We start from the raw sequence: 16,591 nt of genomic DNA, 5'->3' as shown, positions 1-16,591 counted from the left end.
GCTTCAGCTTCGACGATCGACGCATGAGTGACGACATCCTCGACGAGGCGTACGAGCGACTGCACCGCACCGGCCCCGAATACCAGGGCTGGCTCTCCAACCACGGGCCGATGGCCGTCGAGGCGCTGGCCCGACACGGGCACCAGCGGCAGGTGCACCGCTGGCTCGACAGCTACCTCGACCGACTCGACGAGTTACCCCGAGGGCTGCACCCGATCGACGACTGGCGGGCGGCGCTCGGCGATGCGAAGCGGGCCGGCGACTGGTTGGCGTACTTCGACCGGCAACTGCGCGAACGCCCGTGGCGCGACGTCCTCGGCACCTGGTGGCCCCGGCTGCTGCCGGGCATCGCCGCCGGCGCCACCCACGGGGTGATTCGAGTCGGGCACGCCGTACGCGCACTCGACTCCGACGACGTGAACCGTCAGCGGCGCACCGAGCTGGGCCAGGCCCTCGGCTACTGGGCGGCCCGCTGGCAGCCGGTCCCCGGCGTCGACCGGCTGCTCCACGGCACCTCCGCAGGCGAGTCGGGTGGACGGAGCGCCGGTGACCTCGACGTGGACGCCGCACTGGCCGGGCTGCCCCGGATCGACGAACAGACCGGGGGCGTCCGCGATCGACTGGGCCGACTTCCAGGCGTACCCCGATGGGAGCCGGCGCTCGCGGCGTTGCGGCCCGCGCGCACGCCGGCCGAGGCGGAGCGAGGGCTCACCGCGCTGGTGCACCGGGCCGGGCTCGACTACCTGCGCTTCGGGCACGTCGCGCCGGTCATGCTGGTGCACGCGGTCACCGCGCCGACCGCAGTGCTGCGTACCCTGCCGGCGCTCGACAAGGCGCTGTGGGCGCCGAGCCTCGCCGCGGCCTGGGCCGCGACGGCGGCCATGACCTCGGTGTACGCCCCGGCCGACGGCCTCGCGCCACCGACCGTGACCGCCGCGCCCCCGGCGGAGGTCTTCGCCCGCGCGGCCCGGCACGGCGACGAGCACGTGGTCAAGCTCGCCGACGCGGTGCTCGACGCGCACGCGGCCACCGGCGACGACCGACTACTCACCGCCGCCGGCTACGCCGGGCAGTTGATCTGAGCGGAGCCCGGCGTATTGCAGCGGCGGCGTGGGCCGCCCTGGCCTAGCCTCGGCAGGATGTGGCCTCGGATCGGTGAACTGCGCGCCCTCGCCCTCGGCACCCCCGGCGAGCTACGGGAAACCCTCAACACCCTGGTGCTCGCCGGTGTGAAGACCGCGACGGCCGGGCGGCTCGCCGAGTACGCGGAAGAGGGCGAGGAGTTGGAGCACGTCGGCGAACGGCTGGCCCTGGTCGACGACGACAACGCCCTGGCCGGCGTCGTGGAGATCACCGGAGTCGAGATCGTCCGCTTCGCCGACGTGCCGTGGGACTTCGCCCGCGCCGAGGGAGAGGGTGACCGCTCGATCGAGGAGTGGCGGGCCGGGCACTCGGCCTACTGGGCGCGGCTCGGCACCCCGGTCGACGGCGACACCCCGATCGTCTGCCTCCGCCTGCGGCTGGTCTCCGCCGGCGAGGGCGGCGTGGCCAGCGGCGACCTCGGCACCTGATCCGATTGGCCGGCTGGGCCGCGGTGCCGGTTCAGCCGCGGAGCTCCGGCAGCAACCGGGTCGCCACGTCCACCAGGACGGCCTCGTCGCCGGCGTACCAGCTGCTGGCGCGCGGCCAGTGCGTCACCACGTCGGTGAAGCCGAGGTCGGCGGCCCGGGCGACCTGATCGGCGAAGAACTGCGCGCTGCTGAGCGAGAACACCGGCGCCGCGTCCAGCGAGAGGTAACGGTCCAGAGTGGCCGGGTCGCGGCCGGCCTCGTCCAGCGTCCGGTCCATCCGCGCGGACAGCGTCGACACGCTGTCCCACCAGCTCGCCAGGTCATTGTCGTCACCGGTGCCGGTGGTCACCCATCCCTGACCGAAGCGGGCCACCAGCCGCATCGACCGTGGCCCGTTGGCGGCCACCACGAACGGCACCCGCGGCTGCTGCACGCAGCCGGGGTTGTTGCGGGCGTCCACCGCGGTGAACCAGTCACCGCGCCAGGTGGTGCCGTCCTCCCGCAGGATCAGATCCAGCAACTCGGTGAACTCGGCGAACCGGTCGACCCGCTGACGCGGCGGGAGCGTCTCACCGCCCAGCACGGCCGAGTCGAACCCGATGCCGCCCGCGCCCAGGCCGAGCAGCAGACGACCGTCCGAGACGTCGTCCACCGTGGTGATCTGTCGGGCGAACGCCGCCGGGTGCCGGAAGTTCGGCGACGCGACGAGGGTGCCCAACCGGATCCGGGACGTCACCGTGGCGGCGGCGGTCAGCGTGGTCATCGAGTCGAACCAGGGGCCGTCGACCAGATCCCGCCAGCCCAGGTGGTCGTAGGTCCAGGCATGGTCGAAGCCCCACTCGTCGACCTGCCGCCAGCGCCGCTGCGACTCCGCCCAACGCTGGTCCGGCAGGATCACGATGCCAATCCGCATGATCGCCAGCCTAGCCGGGGGCACCACCGACCCCTGGCTTTAGCTACCGTTCCGCTGTGGACCTACCTACGGGGCGAGCCGCCACGGTACGAGCCTTTGGCACCATCTCGCTGGTGGCCGGCTTCATGACCTGCCTGCTCACCAATTCGTCCGATTACGACGGGTTCAGGCCGCAGATCCTCGCCGCCTTCCTCATCCTGACCGGCATCGGTCTGCGGATCGAAGCGGCGATCCTCGACCGTACGCAGTAGCTGGGCTCACCTTCGGGTAGGCGGAAGTGCTGGCCGACCCCGTCGCCGGTCCTGCCAACGTGTGATGCGCATCACATTGAACCCCGGTAGGGCCATCGCGTTCAGGTCCGACTCCTCCATGAGCAGGCATCCGGTGGGTGCCGCCCGAGGAGAGGAAAAACGCGAGATGACCAAGGTGACCGCGCAGATGTCGGTTTCGGTCGACGGGTTCTACGCCGGCCCGCAGTTCGACGGCGACGGCGACTGGATGGACTCGGCCGAGAGCGCCGGCTTCTTCCGAGTCACCCGCTGGGCGACCGAAGCGATGGCCTGGCGCGAGCGACAGGGCTTCACCGGCGGGGAGCAGGACACCAACTCCGACGTGATCGCCGAAACGTTCGCCGCGGCTGGCGCGTACGTGATGGGGCGCCGGATGGCCGACGGGGGTGAGGTGCCCTGGGGCGAGGAGCCGCCGTTCCGCGCGCCGGTCTTCGTCGTCACCCACCGACCCCGCCAGCGTCTGCTGCGGGGAGGAGGAACCAGCTTCACCTACGTCACCGATGGCGTGGCCAGCGCCGTCGAGCAGGCGCGCGCCGCGGCCGGCGGCAAGAACGTCGCCGTGGCCGGAGGCGGCAGCCTGGTGCGTCAGGTGCTCAAGGCCGGTCTGCTCGACGAGCTGGAGCTGCACGTCGTACCGGTCGTGCTCGGCACCGGGCTCCGGCTGCTCGACGCGGACCTCGACCTCGGCGACAAGGAGGCGATCGAGCTGACGCCGACCCGCGTCCTCCACACACCGCAGGTCACCCACATCCGGTACGAGGTCGGCGGTCGCGCGCCGCTCGTGCTCGACGACCGGGGCCGTGGCGGCGGCCCGACGGTGACCAGGAACTGACTCACGGCCCATCGAAGGAAAGGGGCGACACCATGCCGCAGCTGTTGCGGGTGCAGTGCTTCAACGTTTCGCGCGACGGGTTCGGCACCGGAGAGGGGCAGAGCCTGGAACGGCCCTTCGGCCACGCGGACCCCACCCCGCTGTTCTCCTGGCGTGCCGCCACCGCCAGCTTCGTCTATCGCACCGAGCGGGGCGGCACTCGCGGCCTGGACGACTACCTGACCCGCGACGCCGAGTACAACATCGGCGCGGAGATCATGGGTCGGAACAAGTTCGGCCCCCAGCGTGGTCCCTGGGAGGATCACGAGTGGAAGGGATGGTGGGGGGACAACCCGCCGTTCCACACGCCGGTCTTCGTGCTCACCCACCACGAACGGCCGTCGTTCACCCTGGCCGACACCACGTTCCACTTTCTCGACGCCACCCCGGCCGAGGCGCTGGCCCGGGCGAAGCAGGCAGCCGCCGGTCGGGACGTACGCCTCGGTGGTGGGGTGGCGACCATCCGCGAGTTCATCGAGGCCGACCTGGTCGACACGATGCACATCGCCGTCGCGCCCGTCGACCTCGAGCGGGGCGAGCGCTTGTGGGACAGCCCCACCGACCTGCTCGACCGCTTCCACCTCGAGTCGGTGTCCAGCCCCAGCGGAGTCACCCACCTCCTGTTCTGGAGACGGTGACCGCACCCCGCGCCGGCACGGACGTCTACCGGCGGGACAGCACCAGCAACCGGTTGCCGTCCGGGTCGGTCACCCGCGCGGATCGCTCACCCCACGGCTGGTCGACCGGCTCCTCGGTGACCGTCGCGCCACCCGAGCGCAGCGTGTCAACGGCCGCGTCGCAGTCGTCGGCGTAGACACACAACTCCCAACGGTGGACGAGAGCGGGGCCGCCGGCCTTCGGGTCGGCGGCCAGGCCGAGCTCGCTGTTGCCCAGTCGTAGTGCGACGAACTCCGGGTCGCCGTCCTCGGGGAACCGGTAGGTCAGCTCGAAGCCGACCACTCCCCGATAGAACGCGATCAGTCGTGGCAGGTCAGGTGTCGTCACGATGGGAAAGGCTTCGATGAACACGGACCACCTCCAGGCCGGACCTTAGCCGGTGCCGAGGCCCCGCAGGAACCACCACGATCGATCCTGCGGACCTCATCGTTTCACCGAATCCCTTGCGCAGATTGATTTGCGATGCAAACCTATTGGTAGCGCAGCATCAATACTGGAGGGCATCGTGTCGGAACAACCGAGCACCGCGCCGAGCAGCGAGCACACGCCCGGAGAGCTCCTGGCGTCGGTGGCCGCGCTCCGGCGACGCACCCGGGTCGCCCGAAACGCCTACTGGCTGCCGCTCCTGCTGTTCGGTCTCCTGACAGCGGCGGCCGCGCCCCTCTACGTCGAGTCGGTCGAATCGCCCGCCCTGCGCACCACGCAGGACAACCCCGCACTGACCGGCCTCGGCGGGGACTTCCTCGAACGCTCGGCGGCCCTCGGCTGGTACTGGCTGGTGGCGCTTCTCGGCGGCTACCTGCTCAGCCTCTGGTGGTATCGGTGGTACGGCGCGCGGGTGGGTGTGCAGACCCCGACCCGGGCGTACGTCATCGCCGGCATCGCGGGCACCCTGATCGGAATCGTGCTGCCGATCGCGCTGCGGTTCCTGTTGCTCAACACGGCGACGGTGATCTCGAACGGGACCAGTTGGGCGACCACACCGCTGTTGGGCATCTCCAGTCGCGGCATGTTGCCGCACCTGGTCATCGCGGTGGGTCTGCTGGTCCTCGCCCGCCTGGAACGCAGTCGCGGCCTCGCGGCCGTGGCCGTGTGCTACACCGCCGCGCTCGTTTTCGTGAACATCTACTTCCAGACCACGGACTTCGAACCGGGGGACCTGAGCCGCTTCAGCTTCATGCTGGCGGCCCTGCTGCCGGCACCGATCCTGCTGGTCGGCGGCACCATCGCCCTCGTCGCCACGAACAGGAAGCCGTCATGAGCAGTGCCGATGGCGCCAACGAAGCAGCCACCGGCCCTGCCAACGGCGGACACCCGACGAACGGGCTCAGCGACACCGTCCACCAGCGCAACCGGCTCGGCATCCTCACCATCGCCGCGGAGGCCGAGCGGGTGGAGGTCGCCTACCTGCGCGACGCGCTCGAACTCACCGCCGGCAACCTCTCCCGACACCTCGCCGTGCTGGAGGAGGCCGACCTGATCCAGGTCGAGAGGGGCTACCACGGCCGCAGGCCCAAGACCTGGATCAGGATCACCCAGCAAGGGCAGACCGCGTTGACTGCCGAGATCAACGCGCTGCGGCAACTCCTCCAACGCCACCAACAGTTGGGCAGTGCTTCGCGGCCAGGCGGGCACGAGCAGTGACCTGTCGCACGGGCGACGTAGGTTGCCGGTCATGAATGCGTCGATGCCAGCACCCGATCCGATCACCCGGCGCGTCGAGCGCCAGGAAACACCCGTCATGTTCATCTCGACGGCCGACGAGCAGGACGCGATCACCGAGGCGTGGGATCGCCTGGAGAAAATCGTCGGGTCACTTCATGGGCGGAAGTTCTTCGGGGTGTTCGGCCCGCCCGATGGGGCGTACCGGGTCTGCGTGCAGGCCCAGGACGACGACGATGCCGCGTTGAGCGGGCTTGAGTCCGGGTCGATCCCCGGCGGCCACTACCTGTCGACGACAGTTCATGGTGAGCCGCCGGAGATCTACGCGCACATCCCCACCCGGTACGCGGAGCTGAAGCAGGTCGCCGACCACGATTCGACGCGTCCCAGCATCGAGTTCTATCGCCGCCGCGATGAGATCGACCTGCTGATCCCGGTGAACGCCCGATAGAAACGCGGGCGGTTCACCGGACCTGCCTATCGTCCCCAGGGTTCGGCGGGTCGGCAGTCAGCTCCCGGCTCGCCGTAGACGAGGGTGCCGGCGGAGTCCACGTAACAGTGATCGAACTCGTGGGACGAACGAAACAGCAGGCGGCGGTCGAGCTCAGCTCCGGTGGAGTCATAGCTGACCAATTCGGCGTCCCTGGTGACGTTGGCATCATCGGTGAGCAGGCCGAACACCCCGTTGGCCAACCGCGCCGTGGTCGTCTGCCCGTCGCCGTGTTCCAGCACCAGCCGTTGCACCCGAGCGCTGACCCGGCCGGTCACCGCGACGTCACCCCCGTCGGCTTCGGTCGACATGAGCAGGAGCCGCTGGATCGGGCCGGGCAACCAGTCCCGTTGCGGCCAGACGCGTTCACCGGTGGCACCCCCACTGATCTCCCTGTGCGGCTGCATGGAGACCTCGCAGGTGAAATATCCGGTGTCCGTCATGAACAGCGCCACGCCGTGGTGGTCCTGCTCGGCAGCCACGGCCAGATCGTCCATCGACAGTGGAAGCCGCTCCATCTGCGAGTTCCACTCCAGGCACTGCTCCACTGCCCGGTGCAGCGTCGGCGACAGTTCGCTCGAACCCATCGCCAGGTTCCGCACACCGTCTCCGTTCGGCACCATCGCCACACCGGCCACCACCGCCGCAGCCGTCGCCATGGTGGCGATCCCGAGACGTACCGCGCTGCGGCGCCGAGGCCGGCGGATCGACGTCATCAGGTCCGCGCGCATGCGCGCCGCCGCGCCGGGCGGCAGATCCCGCTCGACAGGCGTATCGAGAATGTTCTTCATCGCTTCTCCTCCTGCTTGTTGCCGTCCGGGACCAGTCGTGCCAGCCGGGCTCGTGCGCGACTCACCCGCGAACGGAGCGCCCCTTCGCTGATGCCGAGGACCGCCGCCGCCTCGCCGTACGGCACGCCGGACCACAGACACAGGGCAACCGCTTCGCGTTCAGCGCGGGGTAATCGGCGTAAGACCGCCAAAATCTCGGTCATCTGCCGTTCGTCATCGAGCCGCGCGACTATGTCGCCGGCCGGGTCCGCGCCCGCCTCCCGCTCCGGTGGCAACCTCCGCAGGGCCGCCAACCACCGACGGGCCGAGCGCCACTCGGTGCGGGTCGTATTGGTGGCGACCACCAGCAGCCACGGCAACACCAACCCGTCGACCAGGACCGCCGCCTCACCGCGTCTTCGCCACGCGACCAGGAAGGTCGACTGCGTCACGTCTTCCGCGAGCGTCCACGAGCCGGTGAGCCGGAACACGTGGTTGTAGACCGCCCGGGCGTACCTGTCGAAGAGCCGGCCGAAGGCCACCTCGTCACCGGCTGCGATGGTCGACCACAGATCTTGGTCAGACGGTTGTATCTGGCTCGTCACACCTGACTATTGCCGGCCGGGGCGAACCTGTTGCACACCGGCTTTCACCCCAGGTGCTGGAGATCGAAGGCGGTCCACGTCATGTACGTACGACAGCGCGTGCGGGCCGTGGGGTAACCGGTCGCCGGGCTCGCCCTCGTGGCACCATGTTCCGCTATGGATCATCAGGGGCAGCTTCGTCGTGCAGCGCTCGCATTGGGCATCCCGGACGACGAGGTCAGCCGGTTCATCCAGCACCTCCGTTTGTCGATCCGGTTGAGCGGAGGATCCAGCGGTGTTCCGGTCGGGCAGTTCGGTGGGTTGCCCCGGCTGCCGGTGGGCATGGACTGGCCGTCCGACGGGGTCAGTCCGTTGCCGTTCATCTTCTCGGTCGACTGTGCGGCGCTGCCAAGAGTCGATGGCTTCGGCCTGCCGGCAGACGGCTCGCTGCTGTTCTTCCTGAACCACGAGCAGGCCGCTGCCACCGGGGAGCGAAGGTACGGGCGAGTTGTGTATGTGCCGGCCGGTACCGATACCGAGGTGGCGACAGGATCCACCGACGACGCGTTCGTCGGCGAGCAGTACGACGTCGACGCCACCTTGCGCGCGGAGTTCCCCGGTTGGTTCGGCGCGGACGAGGACGACGAGGACGAGGACGAGGACGACCTGTCGGCCTTCCAGCAGCAGTTGGCCCGTGACCTCGAGCGTGACCTGCCGCACCTTGATGAACTCTGTGCTCTGGCCAACGATCTCTGGCCGCCTGACAACGGGTACGCCAGCGCCTATATCGGCGGGTATGCCGACGAGGAGGTAATCAAGAGTTTTGCGGAGCAGACCCTCGCGTGGCGCGAGAAGACCGGCGAGATCGTCATCCCGGTCGCGAAATGGTATTCCCATGTGGAGAAGGAAACGCACCGGCTGACGAGTGAGTGGGTGTCGCTCGCCCACTTTCCCGTGGACCACGAGCTCTATTACCGCAGTGACGGGAGTTTCGTGATCCGTCACGACGACCTGGCCGCTGGTCGGCTGGACGAGGCATTTTCCGTGGCTGAGTTGATCCCATAGAACACCGGCGGCGCCGGATACGGCCACGATCTGCATTGCCGGCGATGCCGACGTCAGATGCCGGGCATCCGCTAAGTAGCCGAGAAGAGTGTTCTCGATTATGTTCTGCCGTTACTAAACTACTGAGCCATGAGCTCCGCCGATTCCGTCGGTCCGACTCGGATGACCGACCAGATCATCGCCGCCCGTAAGGAGCTGGCCGACGATCTCGCCGACCTGACCGAGGCCCAGTGGGCCGCCCCCTCGCTCTGCGAATCCTGGACCGTAGAGGAGGCGCTGGCGCACCTGACCTCGGCCGCGCGCATGACTCCGTTCCGCTGGATCCGCAGCATGGCCGCGGCCGGGTTCCGCCCGGACGTGCACAACCGGCGCCGCTTGAACGAGCAGCTCGGTGTGACGCCCACTGAAACGCTTGCAAAGTTCCGGGCAGCCATCTCCTCCACCACCGCGCCCTCGGGACACCCCGCCGCATGGCTGGGCGAAATAGTCGTGCATGGCCAGGACATCCGCCGCCCGCTCGGACTATATGGCGGGCCATCGGTCGAAGCGGCCACCACGGTCGCCAGGTTCTTCGTGTCCAAGAACTTCGCCGTCAACAGCCGAAACGTGGCCATAGGCCTGCGATGGGAGGCCGTCGACGGGCCGTTCTACAGCGGTGACGGTCCGATCGTCCGGGGAACGACGGAAGCTTTGGTGATGGTTCTCGCGGGCCGGCGTGACTACCTCGCGGACGTCACCGGCGACGGCGTCGAGACGGTGAGCGCCCGCATCTAGACCATCGGCGGAGCTCCGGGCAGGCTCGTTGCCGGGTCCAGAGCCCCGAGCCGCTCGTTGCGCCTGGTTACGCCTTGAGCAGCTCCTCACTCAGGTCCCAAAGGCGCTGTGCGGACTGTGGGTCGATGGCATGCGGCACGACGGTGGCGGGGGGTAGCTTCCCGGAGCCGAAGGTGATGGCCTGTGGGTTCTCGTCCAGTGGTGAGATGTCGTTGTCCTTCAGGTAGACGCCGCCGATGTCGGCCAGCAGCGGGCTGGTCGCGGCGAAGACGCTGGTGCTGGAGCCCTGTTGCGGCGTCTTGTGCTCGCGGTCGGGGTCGATGACCGGCTGGCCCGACTCGTCGATCAGCCCCATCGCCCGCAGCTGCTCGTCGCTCAACGTGTCCGTGCGCGCCATCCCCTCGGCGATGTGGGGACCCAGATTCGTGCCGTAGATGATGCCCGGGTGCACGGCGTAGCCCCGGATTCCGTCTGCGGCCCATCGGCGGTCCAGCTCGACGGCGAACAGCACGTTGGCAGTCTTCGACTGACCGTATCCGAGCATCCCCATGCGGTCGTACCCACTGGTGAAGTGCGGGTCGTCCCAGCGGATGTCAGACACACGGTGCCCCCCGGAGGTGAGGTTGACCACCCGGGCACCGTTCGCGGCCCGCAGGGCGGGCAGCAGACCGTGGGTCAGCTGGAAGTGTCCGAGGTGGTTGGTGGCGAACTGCGATTCGTACCCGCGGGCGTCCCGAACCAGGGGACCACCCATGATGCCCGCGTTGTTGATCAGGATGTGCAGCGGGCGCCCTGAGTCGCGGTACTGGGCAACAAAGGCGTCGATCGAGCCTGGGTCGAGAAGGTCGAGCCGGCCGGTGTCGACGCGCTCGATGCCCGTCAACCTGGCTGCCGCCCGGCTTGGGTTACGCGTAGCCACCGTCACGGATGCGCCCGCCTTGCTCAGCGCCCGGGTCGCCTCCAGGCCGAGTCCCTGGTGGCCGCCGGTGATGACGACGTTGATGCCGGACAGCTCGATCCCCGCGAGCACCTCGTCGGCCGTCGACGCCGCGGTGAAGCCGGATCCGATGGGGTGCTGCCTGTGGGTCATGTTCTGTGTCATGGCACCACTGTGCGCCCGCACCCTCGTACTCTGAATGGTTGTCGGTCCGAATTTCTTGCGCGAGAGTACGAGGATGGCGAGCGATCAGTTGTCCGAGGTGTTGGACCTCGTCGAGGTGCGCGGGCTCCTGACCGGCGGGTTGGCAGCGAGGGGCCGGTGGGTGTCGCGCGCGCCGGTGCAGGATCTCCTGAAGTTCTTCGCGATGGTGAGCGGTAGCGCCCGGCTGACCACCGACGGCGTCGGCGGTTCGATCGACCTCGAGCCGGGCGACATTGCGATCGTGAACAACCGGTCGTGGCTGGAGGTCGAAGGCGGCACCGGTGACGGTCCGCCCCGCGTAATCGTCCCGGAGGAGACCGACCCCCACGCCGGCCTCGCCGGTGCCGACCGTCACACCGACGACGTCGTCATCGGTGTACGCGTGGACCTGAACCAGGCTGGTCGGACACTGCTGCTGCAGGCGCTCCCTCCGGTGGCGCACGTGCGGGCATCGGCCGCAGCGGCCAGCAGCCTGCGTACAACCCTCGACCGCCTGTTCGACGAGGTGACGGGCGGTCGGCTCGGCTCGGCGTTCGCGATCCGGCAGCATGGCCAGCTCCTTCTGCTGGAGGTGCTGCGCGCCTACGTCGACCAAGCCGAGCTGCCTCCAGGCTGGCTACGGGCGCTGACCGACGAACGGCTGCGCCCGGCGATCACCCTCATGCACACCGAACCCGGAAAACCCTGGGGCCTGCAGGAGCTGGCGCGTGCCGCGGCGATGTCGCGCACGTCGTTCGCCGACCGCTTCCGGACCGTTGCGGGGATGCCGCCGGTCACCTATCTCAACCGGTGGCGGATGCTGCTCGCGCAACGCGCCCTCCGCGACAGCGACGTCCGCGTCGGGTCGCTTGCCTCCCACCTGGGATACGCGTCCGAGAGCGCCTTCAGCACTGCGTTCAAGCGCGAGGTGGGCGTGTCACCACTGCGCTACCGGTACAGGGTGCGCGAGGAGCAGGGGAACGTGACAGTCGTCGTCTGACACGGACGCGTGATCCTGAGCCGTACCCTGATCTGGAACCAACCGCTCCTCCAGGCCCTACGCGAGTCCGAACAGTTCTACAACGAACACCGCCCACACCAGGGCATTGCAAACGCAACGTCGTTGAGCGCGCTGTTCTCAGATCCGGAAGCCGCTCGACTCAGAGGCCAGCTACCGTGCGTGATTGCCTCTGCCGGTCAACGCGCGGATCGCGGCAGTTGAGTAAGTCGGCGGTTGGCAACGCGATGCGTACGATCCGCGAGCAGCGGCGTCGACCCCTCGCCCTGCGCACGTTCGACTGCCTCAGCGAACCTAAAACGCGTGTCGCCGACCGCTACCACTTCTCGTTGACGGTCAGCGAAATCAGGCCCTCCTCGACGCTACGAACCGCCGCAACAGTATTAGCGGGCCGGCCCGCCGTATGGGTCGTGGCTGAGCTGCTGGATGCCGCCCTGCGGGGGCCCGCTGTACGGGCCGGGGAACCCGTCGGCCGGCGGCATCGTGTGCAGCACCGCGGTCGGTGCGTCGCTCATGCCCGCTCCGGCCGGCACCGTCAGCTGAGTCGCCGCGTGCGGAGCCGGCTTGTCCGGCGTGTTCCGGCGGCGGTTCGCCATCAGAGCCAGTGCGCCCAGGCCGGCGGCGACCAGCAGGCCACCCAGGATGAACGGCAGCGAACCGCTGCCGTCGTCGCTGACAGCTTCGAGGGCGGGGGGTGCCGCCGCGGCTACGCTGGTCTCCGGCTCGGGAGCCTCGTCCGCTGCCGCCGTTGCGGTGGGCGACGGCGGGGTCTTGGCGGGCGCGGCCACGGCGGCCAAGGTCAGCCGCACGCTCGCGGTATCACCGGCGGAGCCCTGTACGGTCGTGCGGGTGGTGCGATAGCCGTCCAGGGCCGCGACGACCGTGATCCGGCCCTCGGCGATCGTCTTGCCGGCGCCCGACTTGATCGAGAACCGACCGCTCCGGTCGCTCGTTGTACGGTGTTCGTGCCCGGCGCTGTCCCGGACGGTCAGGGCCACGCCGCCGATCGCCTTGCCGTTGGTGTCGCGGACCTGGCCGGACACCCCGCCCACCTCGGACGACGGCTTGTCCGCACCGGGTTGCGACGTGCCTGGGCCGGGTTGCGACGTGCCTGGGCCGTGAATGTAGACCATCTTGTAGGCGAAGCTGTTCTGCCCGCCGAGCCGTACGGCGACCGAGATGTTGAGACCGAGGGTCTCGCCCGCGTTCACCTGGGGCGCGACGACGGTGGCCTGGAAGTCCTGGCTCTGGCCGGGTTTGAGGTTCGGCTCCGCCCGGCAGCCGGTGGTGCATTGCAGGCCGCCACTGACCACCACGATGGCCGTTTCGGCCCCGCTCCCGTTGTTCGTGACGCGGATCTGAACGCGAACCTTGTCGCCGGGATTCACGTTTTCCGCCGACACGCTCAGGATGCTGATGGGTGCCGGGGCGCCCGCCACGGGTGCCGCGGACACCGCGAGCGTCCCCCCGGTCAGCGCGATCAATGCGGCGGCCCGGGCCCATCGGGCACGTAGGCGCGTCGTCACTCCCTACCACCCTCTCGACGGGCAGGCGTCATCGGCCGATGACGCCGCGGGACACTATGCCCTGTCGGGGATGGGTTGCGCGACTCGCGGGCCCCTACACGGCCTCTCGCAGGGGGACCTCGCGCCGGGCGCTGCTTGATATGCAGCCTCGTGATTGCCGTATTTCTGGCAGGCCGACGGCTACGTCCTCATGAGGGTCAGCCTCCTCCTCGGCCCATGATCTACCAGCACGCCACCTCGGAGGCGGATCGGGCCATCGCCCGGGCGGTGAGCGACGCGGTAAAGGCCGAGCGAGGGAAGGCCAGCAAGCCCGCGGCTGGCGCCTCGGGCAGGCCCAAGAGGAAGGGTAAGAAGCGTGGCTAGTGGCCCGTGGATGGCCCGCCCGGCGCTCGTGGCCCCTGGAACGTCGAAGGCCCTGGCCAGGGCCTTGATCGTGGAGCGGGTGACGGGACATGTGTGGTCCTCGCCGATGCACCGCATGATCAGCTTGCGCTTTGAACACGATCGGATCGGGGCCGGGCCGTCGATCCGGCGATCCGGCGATCTGATGGACCCGAGGAACCGGGCAGGCGCCTGGGCCGTCATAGCCTTTCGTGAAGTCCCGGACGCGACGCCTACTCATCTCGGGTGCCCTTGCCGCTTTCGTGGCGGTGGGGATCCTCGCCACAGGTCGTCACTACGTTTGGTGGGGACCCGAGCCACCACGCGATCCGGACGCGCTCGTACTGCGGATCCAGTTCGTCCAGGGCATGGGGCCCCAGTCCATTCGCCCGGTCCCCGACATTTCTGTATACGGGGACGGGCGCGTACTGACCACGGCGACCGAGTTCGCCGAGTTCCGCTTCCGGGAAGTCGTCAAGGATCAGCAGCTCACCCGTCTGGCGTACCGCCGGGTCTACCGCGACGCCCACCTTGCCGGGCTGTCCAAATCCCGTACCTTCGAAAGCGACGCGCAGTGGCCTGACGCCGGTCCCACCGTGGTAACGCTCCTGGCCGGCGATGGGCAGCGCGTCTCCACCCTGGAACCAGGCGCCAGCGGCACGCGCGTCTGGCTGATCAAACGGCTTGCCGATCACCTGCGGTCCCTGCCACGAAGCGACCTCGTACGCCCGCCAGTAACCTACAGGCCGACGCGGATGGCGATCGTGGCGTGGCAAGCCGGGGAGAACTCGTCCGAAAGCTCACCCAACGGGCGGACCCAGGTCACGCCATGGCCACTCTCGCCGATCGCGGCAGACCAGCAGCCAAGTTGCACTCTTCTGAGGGGAACCGACGCTGAAGCCGCTGCGCGACTCGCCGACTCAGCCTCACCTGACACGCGATGGCGCAGCGGCATGCACCTTTACACGATGGCTCTCCGGCCGTTGTTGCCCGACGAGACCGACTGTACGGCGGTGATCCGATAAGCAAGACCGCCGTCACCCCCACCGCCGGCCCCGTGCCAGACCTCGAACCCAGATCGACGTACATCGGATCCTGCGGGCACAAGCGAAGCCTCGCGCACTGGGCCCCGTGTGCGGATCTCCTCTTCGGGCAAGTCGTAGACCGTCCAGCCTCCCAGGCAGAAGGGGGTCGCCAGTCTGCCCCCATCCCCGGATAGGTGCCAAGGACTGCGGCGCCCGGTCGGTGTCACGGGTGGCCGCAGGCCATCGGCGTGCCGACGCGCAGCACCCTTGACGCCGGCTGGGCGGCGTAGAGAATCGGGTACCCGGGGATGGGTCACACCCCGGTCCTCGTCGTCGTCCGAACGCGGTCAGTGTCCCCGAGATTCAGGGGCAAGCAGCTCTGCTGCGCGGCAGCGATCGCCCCGCCCTCGATGGCGAGCAACCCCGACGGCGATCGTCCCGCCTCAGCCCTCATGTCCTCGGTCACCACCAGCGTGGCCGGCCGGCCCGGCCGATGCCGGCCGAAGGTCGCCAGCAGGCCGGGGCCGGGCCGGCGCGGCCCGCTTGCGGGCCGTCTTGAAGGCGGCCGTCGGGCGGATCGGGCAACCGCATCTGCACTTCCACGATCTGCGACACACCGGTAACACTCTCGCCGCGCGGACCGGGGCGAGCACCCGCGACCTGATGGCGCGGATGGGGCACGACTCATCCCAGGCCGCGTTGATCTACCAGCACGCCACGGCTGAGGCGGATCGGGCCATCGCTCAGGCGCTGCACGAGGCAATGCGGGTCCACCGGAAGAAGGCCAAGAAGTCGGCCGACGGCTCGGGCAAAGCCAAGGACAAGCCCGGCAAGAAGTCGGGCGACAAGAAGGGCAAGAAGCGGGCAGCGAACCCGGACGGGGCCGGGGATGACCGGGGCTAATGGCACGCCAATGGCACGCGGCATGATCGTTGACCTTGGAACGTCGAAGGCCCTGGCTGGGACTCGCGTCCTGACCAGGGCCTTTCGTGTGGAGCGGGTGACGGGAATCGAACCCGCACTGTCAGCTTGGGAAGCTGATGTTCTGCCATTGAACTACACCCGCAAGCGGCACCACTGTACCCGAGTCATCCGGCCTGTGCACCCAGGCACCCCCGCGCGGTGTGGCACTTCCGCGTACACCCGGTGCCGCCCCGTCACGACGGAGTCGGCACCGGGGTCTCGGCTCATGGCCCGGCCGCGGTCAGGCGGCGGCCGTGCACTGGACGTCGCGGCTGAGACGGGTCGGGCGCGCCTGCGGTACGGCGAGCGGAGCGGTCGCCGCCGACGGGGCGTGCGGGTCGAGCCACACCCGGACGGCCGGCCGACCCGGCGTGAGGCCCGGGACGCCGGCGATGTGCTGCTCGCGGCGGGTCAGCATCGCCACGTCGACGGTGAACTCGAACAACAGCCAGTCGACCTGCGGCTCCGCGCGGGCGCCCTGCGCCAAGCGGGCCACCCGCGCCGGATCGGTGACCGGACGGGCACGGCCGGCCACGTACGCCTCGTCGTCGCTCTCCTCCGGGGGGAACGAGTGCAGCGCGTATCGGCCGTCGCGTTCGAGGTCACGGCGCTTCGGGGAGTCGATGATGAAGCAGAACAGACCCTCGTCGGTGATGACCGGCGAGACCGGATGGACCCGGGGCCCGCCGTCGGCGCGGACCGTAGCCAGGTAGCCGAAGCCCGGCCCGTACTGCTGGAGGAGAACGCGGATCCCGTCGGCGAGTCGGGGCTCGTCGGCGGCGAATTCGGACCAGGAAGCCATGCGGACATTCTATCGAACAAATGTACGAGCAGCGACCTCGACGCGCTGGTCACCGCCACCGAATCCGACGGCTTTGGGCGGCGCGGCT

The 16,591-nt window shown here is 69.2% G+C and carries 19 protein-coding genes, 1 tRNA gene and 1 pseudogene; 12 read left to right on the top strand and 9 right to left on the bottom strand.

Annotated features, from left to right (window positions below; all coding sequences use genetic code 11):
- Positions 1-23 precede the first annotated feature (23 nt).
- Positions 24-1,082, top strand: coding sequence for a questin oxidase family protein (locus tag JOD64_RS14820; RefSeq protein WP_204942765.1), 1,059 nt, complete (start codon positions 24-26; stop codon positions 1,080-1,082).
- Positions 1,083-1,139: 57 nt separating this feature from the next.
- Positions 1,140-1,571 carry an ASCH domain-containing protein gene (locus JOD64_RS14815; RefSeq protein WP_204942764.1) on the top strand — a complete coding sequence of 144 codons (432 nt, stop codon included), beginning with the start codon at positions 1,140-1,142 and terminating at the stop codon, positions 1,569-1,571.
- A gap of 31 nt (positions 1,572-1,602) precedes the next feature.
- Here JOD64_RS14815 and JOD64_RS14810 read toward each other — a convergent pair whose 3' ends face one another.
- On the bottom strand, positions 1,603-2,484 hold the full coding sequence (locus tag JOD64_RS14810) for an LLM class flavin-dependent oxidoreductase (protein ID WP_204942763.1): 882 nt from the start codon (positions 2,482-2,484) through the stop codon (positions 1,603-1,605).
- Positions 2,485-2,540: 56 nt separating this feature from the next.
- Between JOD64_RS14810 and JOD64_RS14805 the strand changes: the two genes are divergently transcribed.
- The 3 genes from JOD64_RS14805 to JOD64_RS14795 all read left to right on the top strand — a co-directional run bounded on the left by JOD64_RS14805 (position 2,541) and on the right by JOD64_RS14795 (position 4,283).
- Positions 2,541-2,735 (top strand): hypothetical protein, encoded by a 195-nt coding sequence (locus JOD64_RS14805; RefSeq protein WP_204946374.1) that lies wholly within the window; start codon positions 2,541-2,543, stop codon positions 2,733-2,735.
- A 166-nt stretch (positions 2,736-2,901) separates the two neighbouring features.
- The gene (locus JOD64_RS14800) at positions 2,902-3,606 is read left to right on the top strand and encodes a dihydrofolate reductase family protein (protein ID WP_204942762.1); all 705 of its coding nucleotides are present in this window, start codon (positions 2,902-2,904) and stop codon (positions 3,604-3,606) included.
- Between the two features lie 32 nt (positions 3,607-3,638).
- A complete protein-coding gene (locus JOD64_RS14795; RefSeq protein WP_204942761.1) occupies positions 3,639-4,283 on the top strand; it encodes a dihydrofolate reductase family protein in 645 nt (214 codons plus the stop codon).
- Positions 4,284-4,308: 25 nt separating this feature from the next.
- Here the strand turns inward: JOD64_RS14795 and JOD64_RS14790 are convergent, their stop codons facing one another.
- Positions 4,309-4,650 (bottom strand): VOC family protein, encoded by a 342-nt coding sequence (locus JOD64_RS14790; protein WP_307813411.1) that lies wholly within the window; start codon positions 4,648-4,650, stop codon positions 4,309-4,311.
- Positions 4,651-4,828: 178 nt separating this feature from the next.
- Between JOD64_RS14790 and JOD64_RS14785 the strand changes: the two genes are divergently transcribed.
- The 3 genes from JOD64_RS14785 to JOD64_RS14775 are packed head-to-tail and all read left to right on the top strand — an operon-like array spanning position 4,829 to position 6,436.
- The gene (locus JOD64_RS14785) at positions 4,829-5,584 is read left to right on the top strand and encodes a hypothetical protein (RefSeq protein WP_307813410.1); all 756 of its coding nucleotides are present in this window, start codon (positions 4,829-4,831) and stop codon (positions 5,582-5,584) included.
- The gene (locus JOD64_RS14780) at positions 5,581-5,967 is read left to right on the top strand and encodes a transcriptional regulator (protein WP_204942759.1); all 387 of its coding nucleotides are present in this window, start codon (positions 5,581-5,583) and stop codon (positions 5,965-5,967) included. Before JOD64_RS14785 ends, JOD64_RS14780 begins: the two co-directional genes overlap by 4 nt.
- Positions 5,968-5,998: 31 nt before the next feature.
- The gene (locus tag JOD64_RS14775) at positions 5,999-6,436 is read left to right on the top strand and encodes a GyrI-like domain-containing protein (protein ID WP_204942758.1); all 438 of its coding nucleotides are present in this window, start codon (positions 5,999-6,001) and stop codon (positions 6,434-6,436) included.
- Positions 6,437-6,462: 26 nt separating this feature from the next.
- On the opposite strand, the gene JOD64_RS14770 is transcribed toward JOD64_RS14775, so the two are convergent.
- A complete protein-coding gene (locus JOD64_RS14770) occupies positions 6,463-7,266 on the bottom strand; it encodes a hypothetical protein (RefSeq protein WP_204942757.1) in 804 nt (267 codons plus the stop codon).
- Complete coding sequence (locus JOD64_RS14765) at positions 7,263-7,787, bottom strand: RNA polymerase sigma factor (protein ID WP_307813408.1); 525 nt, start codon at positions 7,785-7,787, stop codon at positions 7,263-7,265. The genes JOD64_RS14770 and JOD64_RS14765 overlap by 4 nt, the downstream gene beginning before the upstream one ends.
- A 219-nt stretch (positions 7,788-8,006) precedes the next feature.
- Here JOD64_RS14765 and JOD64_RS14760 point away from each other — a divergent pair, with 219 nt between their 5' ends.
- Positions 8,007-8,894: a DUF1963 domain-containing protein gene (locus tag JOD64_RS14760; protein ID WP_204942755.1), complete on the top strand. Its 888-nt coding sequence runs from the start codon at positions 8,007-8,009 to the stop codon at positions 8,892-8,894.
- A 162-nt stretch (positions 8,895-9,056) separates the two neighbouring features.
- Positions 9,057-9,668, top strand: coding sequence for a maleylpyruvate isomerase family mycothiol-dependent enzyme (locus JOD64_RS14755; protein ID WP_204942754.1), 612 nt, complete (start codon positions 9,057-9,059; stop codon positions 9,666-9,668).
- Positions 9,669-9,735: 67 nt separating this feature from the next.
- Here the strand turns inward: JOD64_RS14755 and JOD64_RS14750 are convergent, their stop codons facing one another.
- Entirely contained in the window at positions 9,736-10,770 is a 1,035-nt protein-coding gene (locus tag JOD64_RS14750; RefSeq protein WP_239559522.1) for an SDR family NAD(P)-dependent oxidoreductase, read from the bottom strand.
- A gap of 73 nt (positions 10,771-10,843) precedes the next feature.
- Here JOD64_RS14750 and JOD64_RS14745 point away from each other — a divergent pair, with 73 nt between their 5' ends.
- On the top strand, positions 10,844-11,788 hold the full coding sequence (locus JOD64_RS14745) for an AraC family transcriptional regulator (RefSeq protein WP_204942753.1): 945 nt from the start codon (positions 10,844-10,846) through the stop codon (positions 11,786-11,788).
- A gap of 401 nt (positions 11,789-12,189) precedes the next feature.
- On the opposite strand, the gene JOD64_RS14740 is transcribed toward JOD64_RS14745, so the two are convergent.
- Together JOD64_RS14740 and JOD64_RS14735 are read right to left on the bottom strand one after the other, a co-directional pair.
- Positions 12,190-13,332: a carboxypeptidase-like regulatory domain-containing protein gene (locus tag JOD64_RS14740; RefSeq protein WP_204942752.1), complete on the bottom strand. Its 1,143-nt coding sequence runs from the start codon at positions 13,330-13,332 to the stop codon at positions 12,190-12,192.
- Positions 13,333-13,946: 614 nt separating this feature from the next.
- Positions 13,947-14,408 (bottom strand): hypothetical protein, encoded by a 462-nt coding sequence (locus tag JOD64_RS14735; protein WP_204942751.1) that lies wholly within the window; start codon positions 14,406-14,408, stop codon positions 13,947-13,949.
- 894 nt (positions 14,409-15,302) lie between these two features.
- On the opposite strand from JOD64_RS14735, the pseudogene JOD64_RS14730 reads away from it, so the two are divergent.
- Positions 15,303-15,641, top strand: a pseudogene (locus tag JOD64_RS14730) (tyrosine-type recombinase/integrase); the annotation flags it as partial.
- A gap of 89 nt (positions 15,642-15,730) precedes the next feature.
- Here JOD64_RS14730 and JOD64_RS14725 read toward each other — a convergent pair.
- Both JOD64_RS14725 and JOD64_RS14720 read right to left on the bottom strand, forming a co-directional pair.
- Positions 15,731-15,804 (bottom strand) — tRNA-Gly (locus tag JOD64_RS14725).
- 138 nt (positions 15,805-15,942) lie between these two features.
- On the bottom strand, positions 15,943-16,503 hold the full coding sequence (locus JOD64_RS14720) for a pyridoxamine 5'-phosphate oxidase family protein (protein WP_204942750.1): 561 nt from the start codon (positions 16,501-16,503) through the stop codon (positions 15,943-15,945).
- Between the last annotated feature and the right edge of the window lie 88 nt (positions 16,504-16,591).

It is taken from the genome of Micromonospora luteifusca (assembly GCF_016907275.1).
GTDB classification, from domain to species: Bacteria; Actinomycetota; Actinomycetes; order Mycobacteriales; family Micromonosporaceae; genus Micromonospora; species Micromonospora luteifusca.
This window is presented reverse-complemented; position numbering and strand designations above follow the sequence as displayed.

What these genes read in the sequence shown, in the direction of transcription:
- JOD64_RS14745 (WP_204942753.1), top strand. Translation starts at nt 10,844, where the DNA reads ATGGCGAGCGATCAGTTGTCCGAGGTGTTGGACCTCGTCGAGGTGCGC.
- JOD64_RS14800 (WP_204942762.1), top strand. Translation starts at nt 2,902, where the DNA reads ATGACCAAGGTGACCGCGCAGATGTCGGTTTCGGTCGACGGGTTCTAC.
- JOD64_RS14780 (WP_204942759.1), top strand. Translation starts at nt 5,581, where the DNA reads ATGAGCAGTGCCGATGGCGCCAACGAAGCAGCCACCGGCCCTGCCAAC.
- JOD64_RS14750 (WP_239559522.1), bottom strand. Translation starts at nt 10,770, where the DNA reads ATGACACAGAACATGACCCACAGGCAGCACCCCATCGGATCCGGCTTC.
- JOD64_RS14770 (WP_204942757.1), bottom strand. Translation starts at nt 7,266, where the DNA reads ATGAAGAACATTCTCGATACGCCTGTCGAGCGGGATCTGCCGCCCGGC.
- JOD64_RS14775 (WP_204942758.1), top strand. Translation starts at nt 5,999, where the DNA reads ATGAATGCGTCGATGCCAGCACCCGATCCGATCACCCGGCGCGTCGAG.
- JOD64_RS14815 (WP_204942764.1), top strand. Translation starts at nt 1,140, where the DNA reads ATGTGGCCTCGGATCGGTGAACTGCGCGCCCTCGCCCTCGGCACCCCC.
- JOD64_RS14810 (WP_204942763.1), bottom strand. Translation starts at nt 2,484, where the DNA reads ATGCGGATTGGCATCGTGATCCTGCCGGACCAGCGTTGGGCGGAGTCG.
- JOD64_RS14760 (WP_204942755.1), top strand. Translation starts at nt 8,007, where the DNA reads ATGGATCATCAGGGGCAGCTTCGTCGTGCAGCGCTCGCATTGGGCATC.
- JOD64_RS14720 (WP_204942750.1), bottom strand. Translation starts at nt 16,503, where the DNA reads ATGGCTTCCTGGTCCGAATTCGCCGCCGACGAGCCCCGACTCGCCGAC.
- JOD64_RS14795 (WP_204942761.1), top strand. Translation starts at nt 3,639, where the DNA reads ATGCCGCAGCTGTTGCGGGTGCAGTGCTTCAACGTTTCGCGCGACGGG.
- JOD64_RS14820 (WP_204942765.1), top strand. Translation starts at nt 24, where the DNA reads ATGAGTGACGACATCCTCGACGAGGCGTACGAGCGACTGCACCGCACC.
- JOD64_RS14755 (WP_204942754.1), top strand. Translation starts at nt 9,057, where the DNA reads ATGACCGACCAGATCATCGCCGCCCGTAAGGAGCTGGCCGACGATCTC.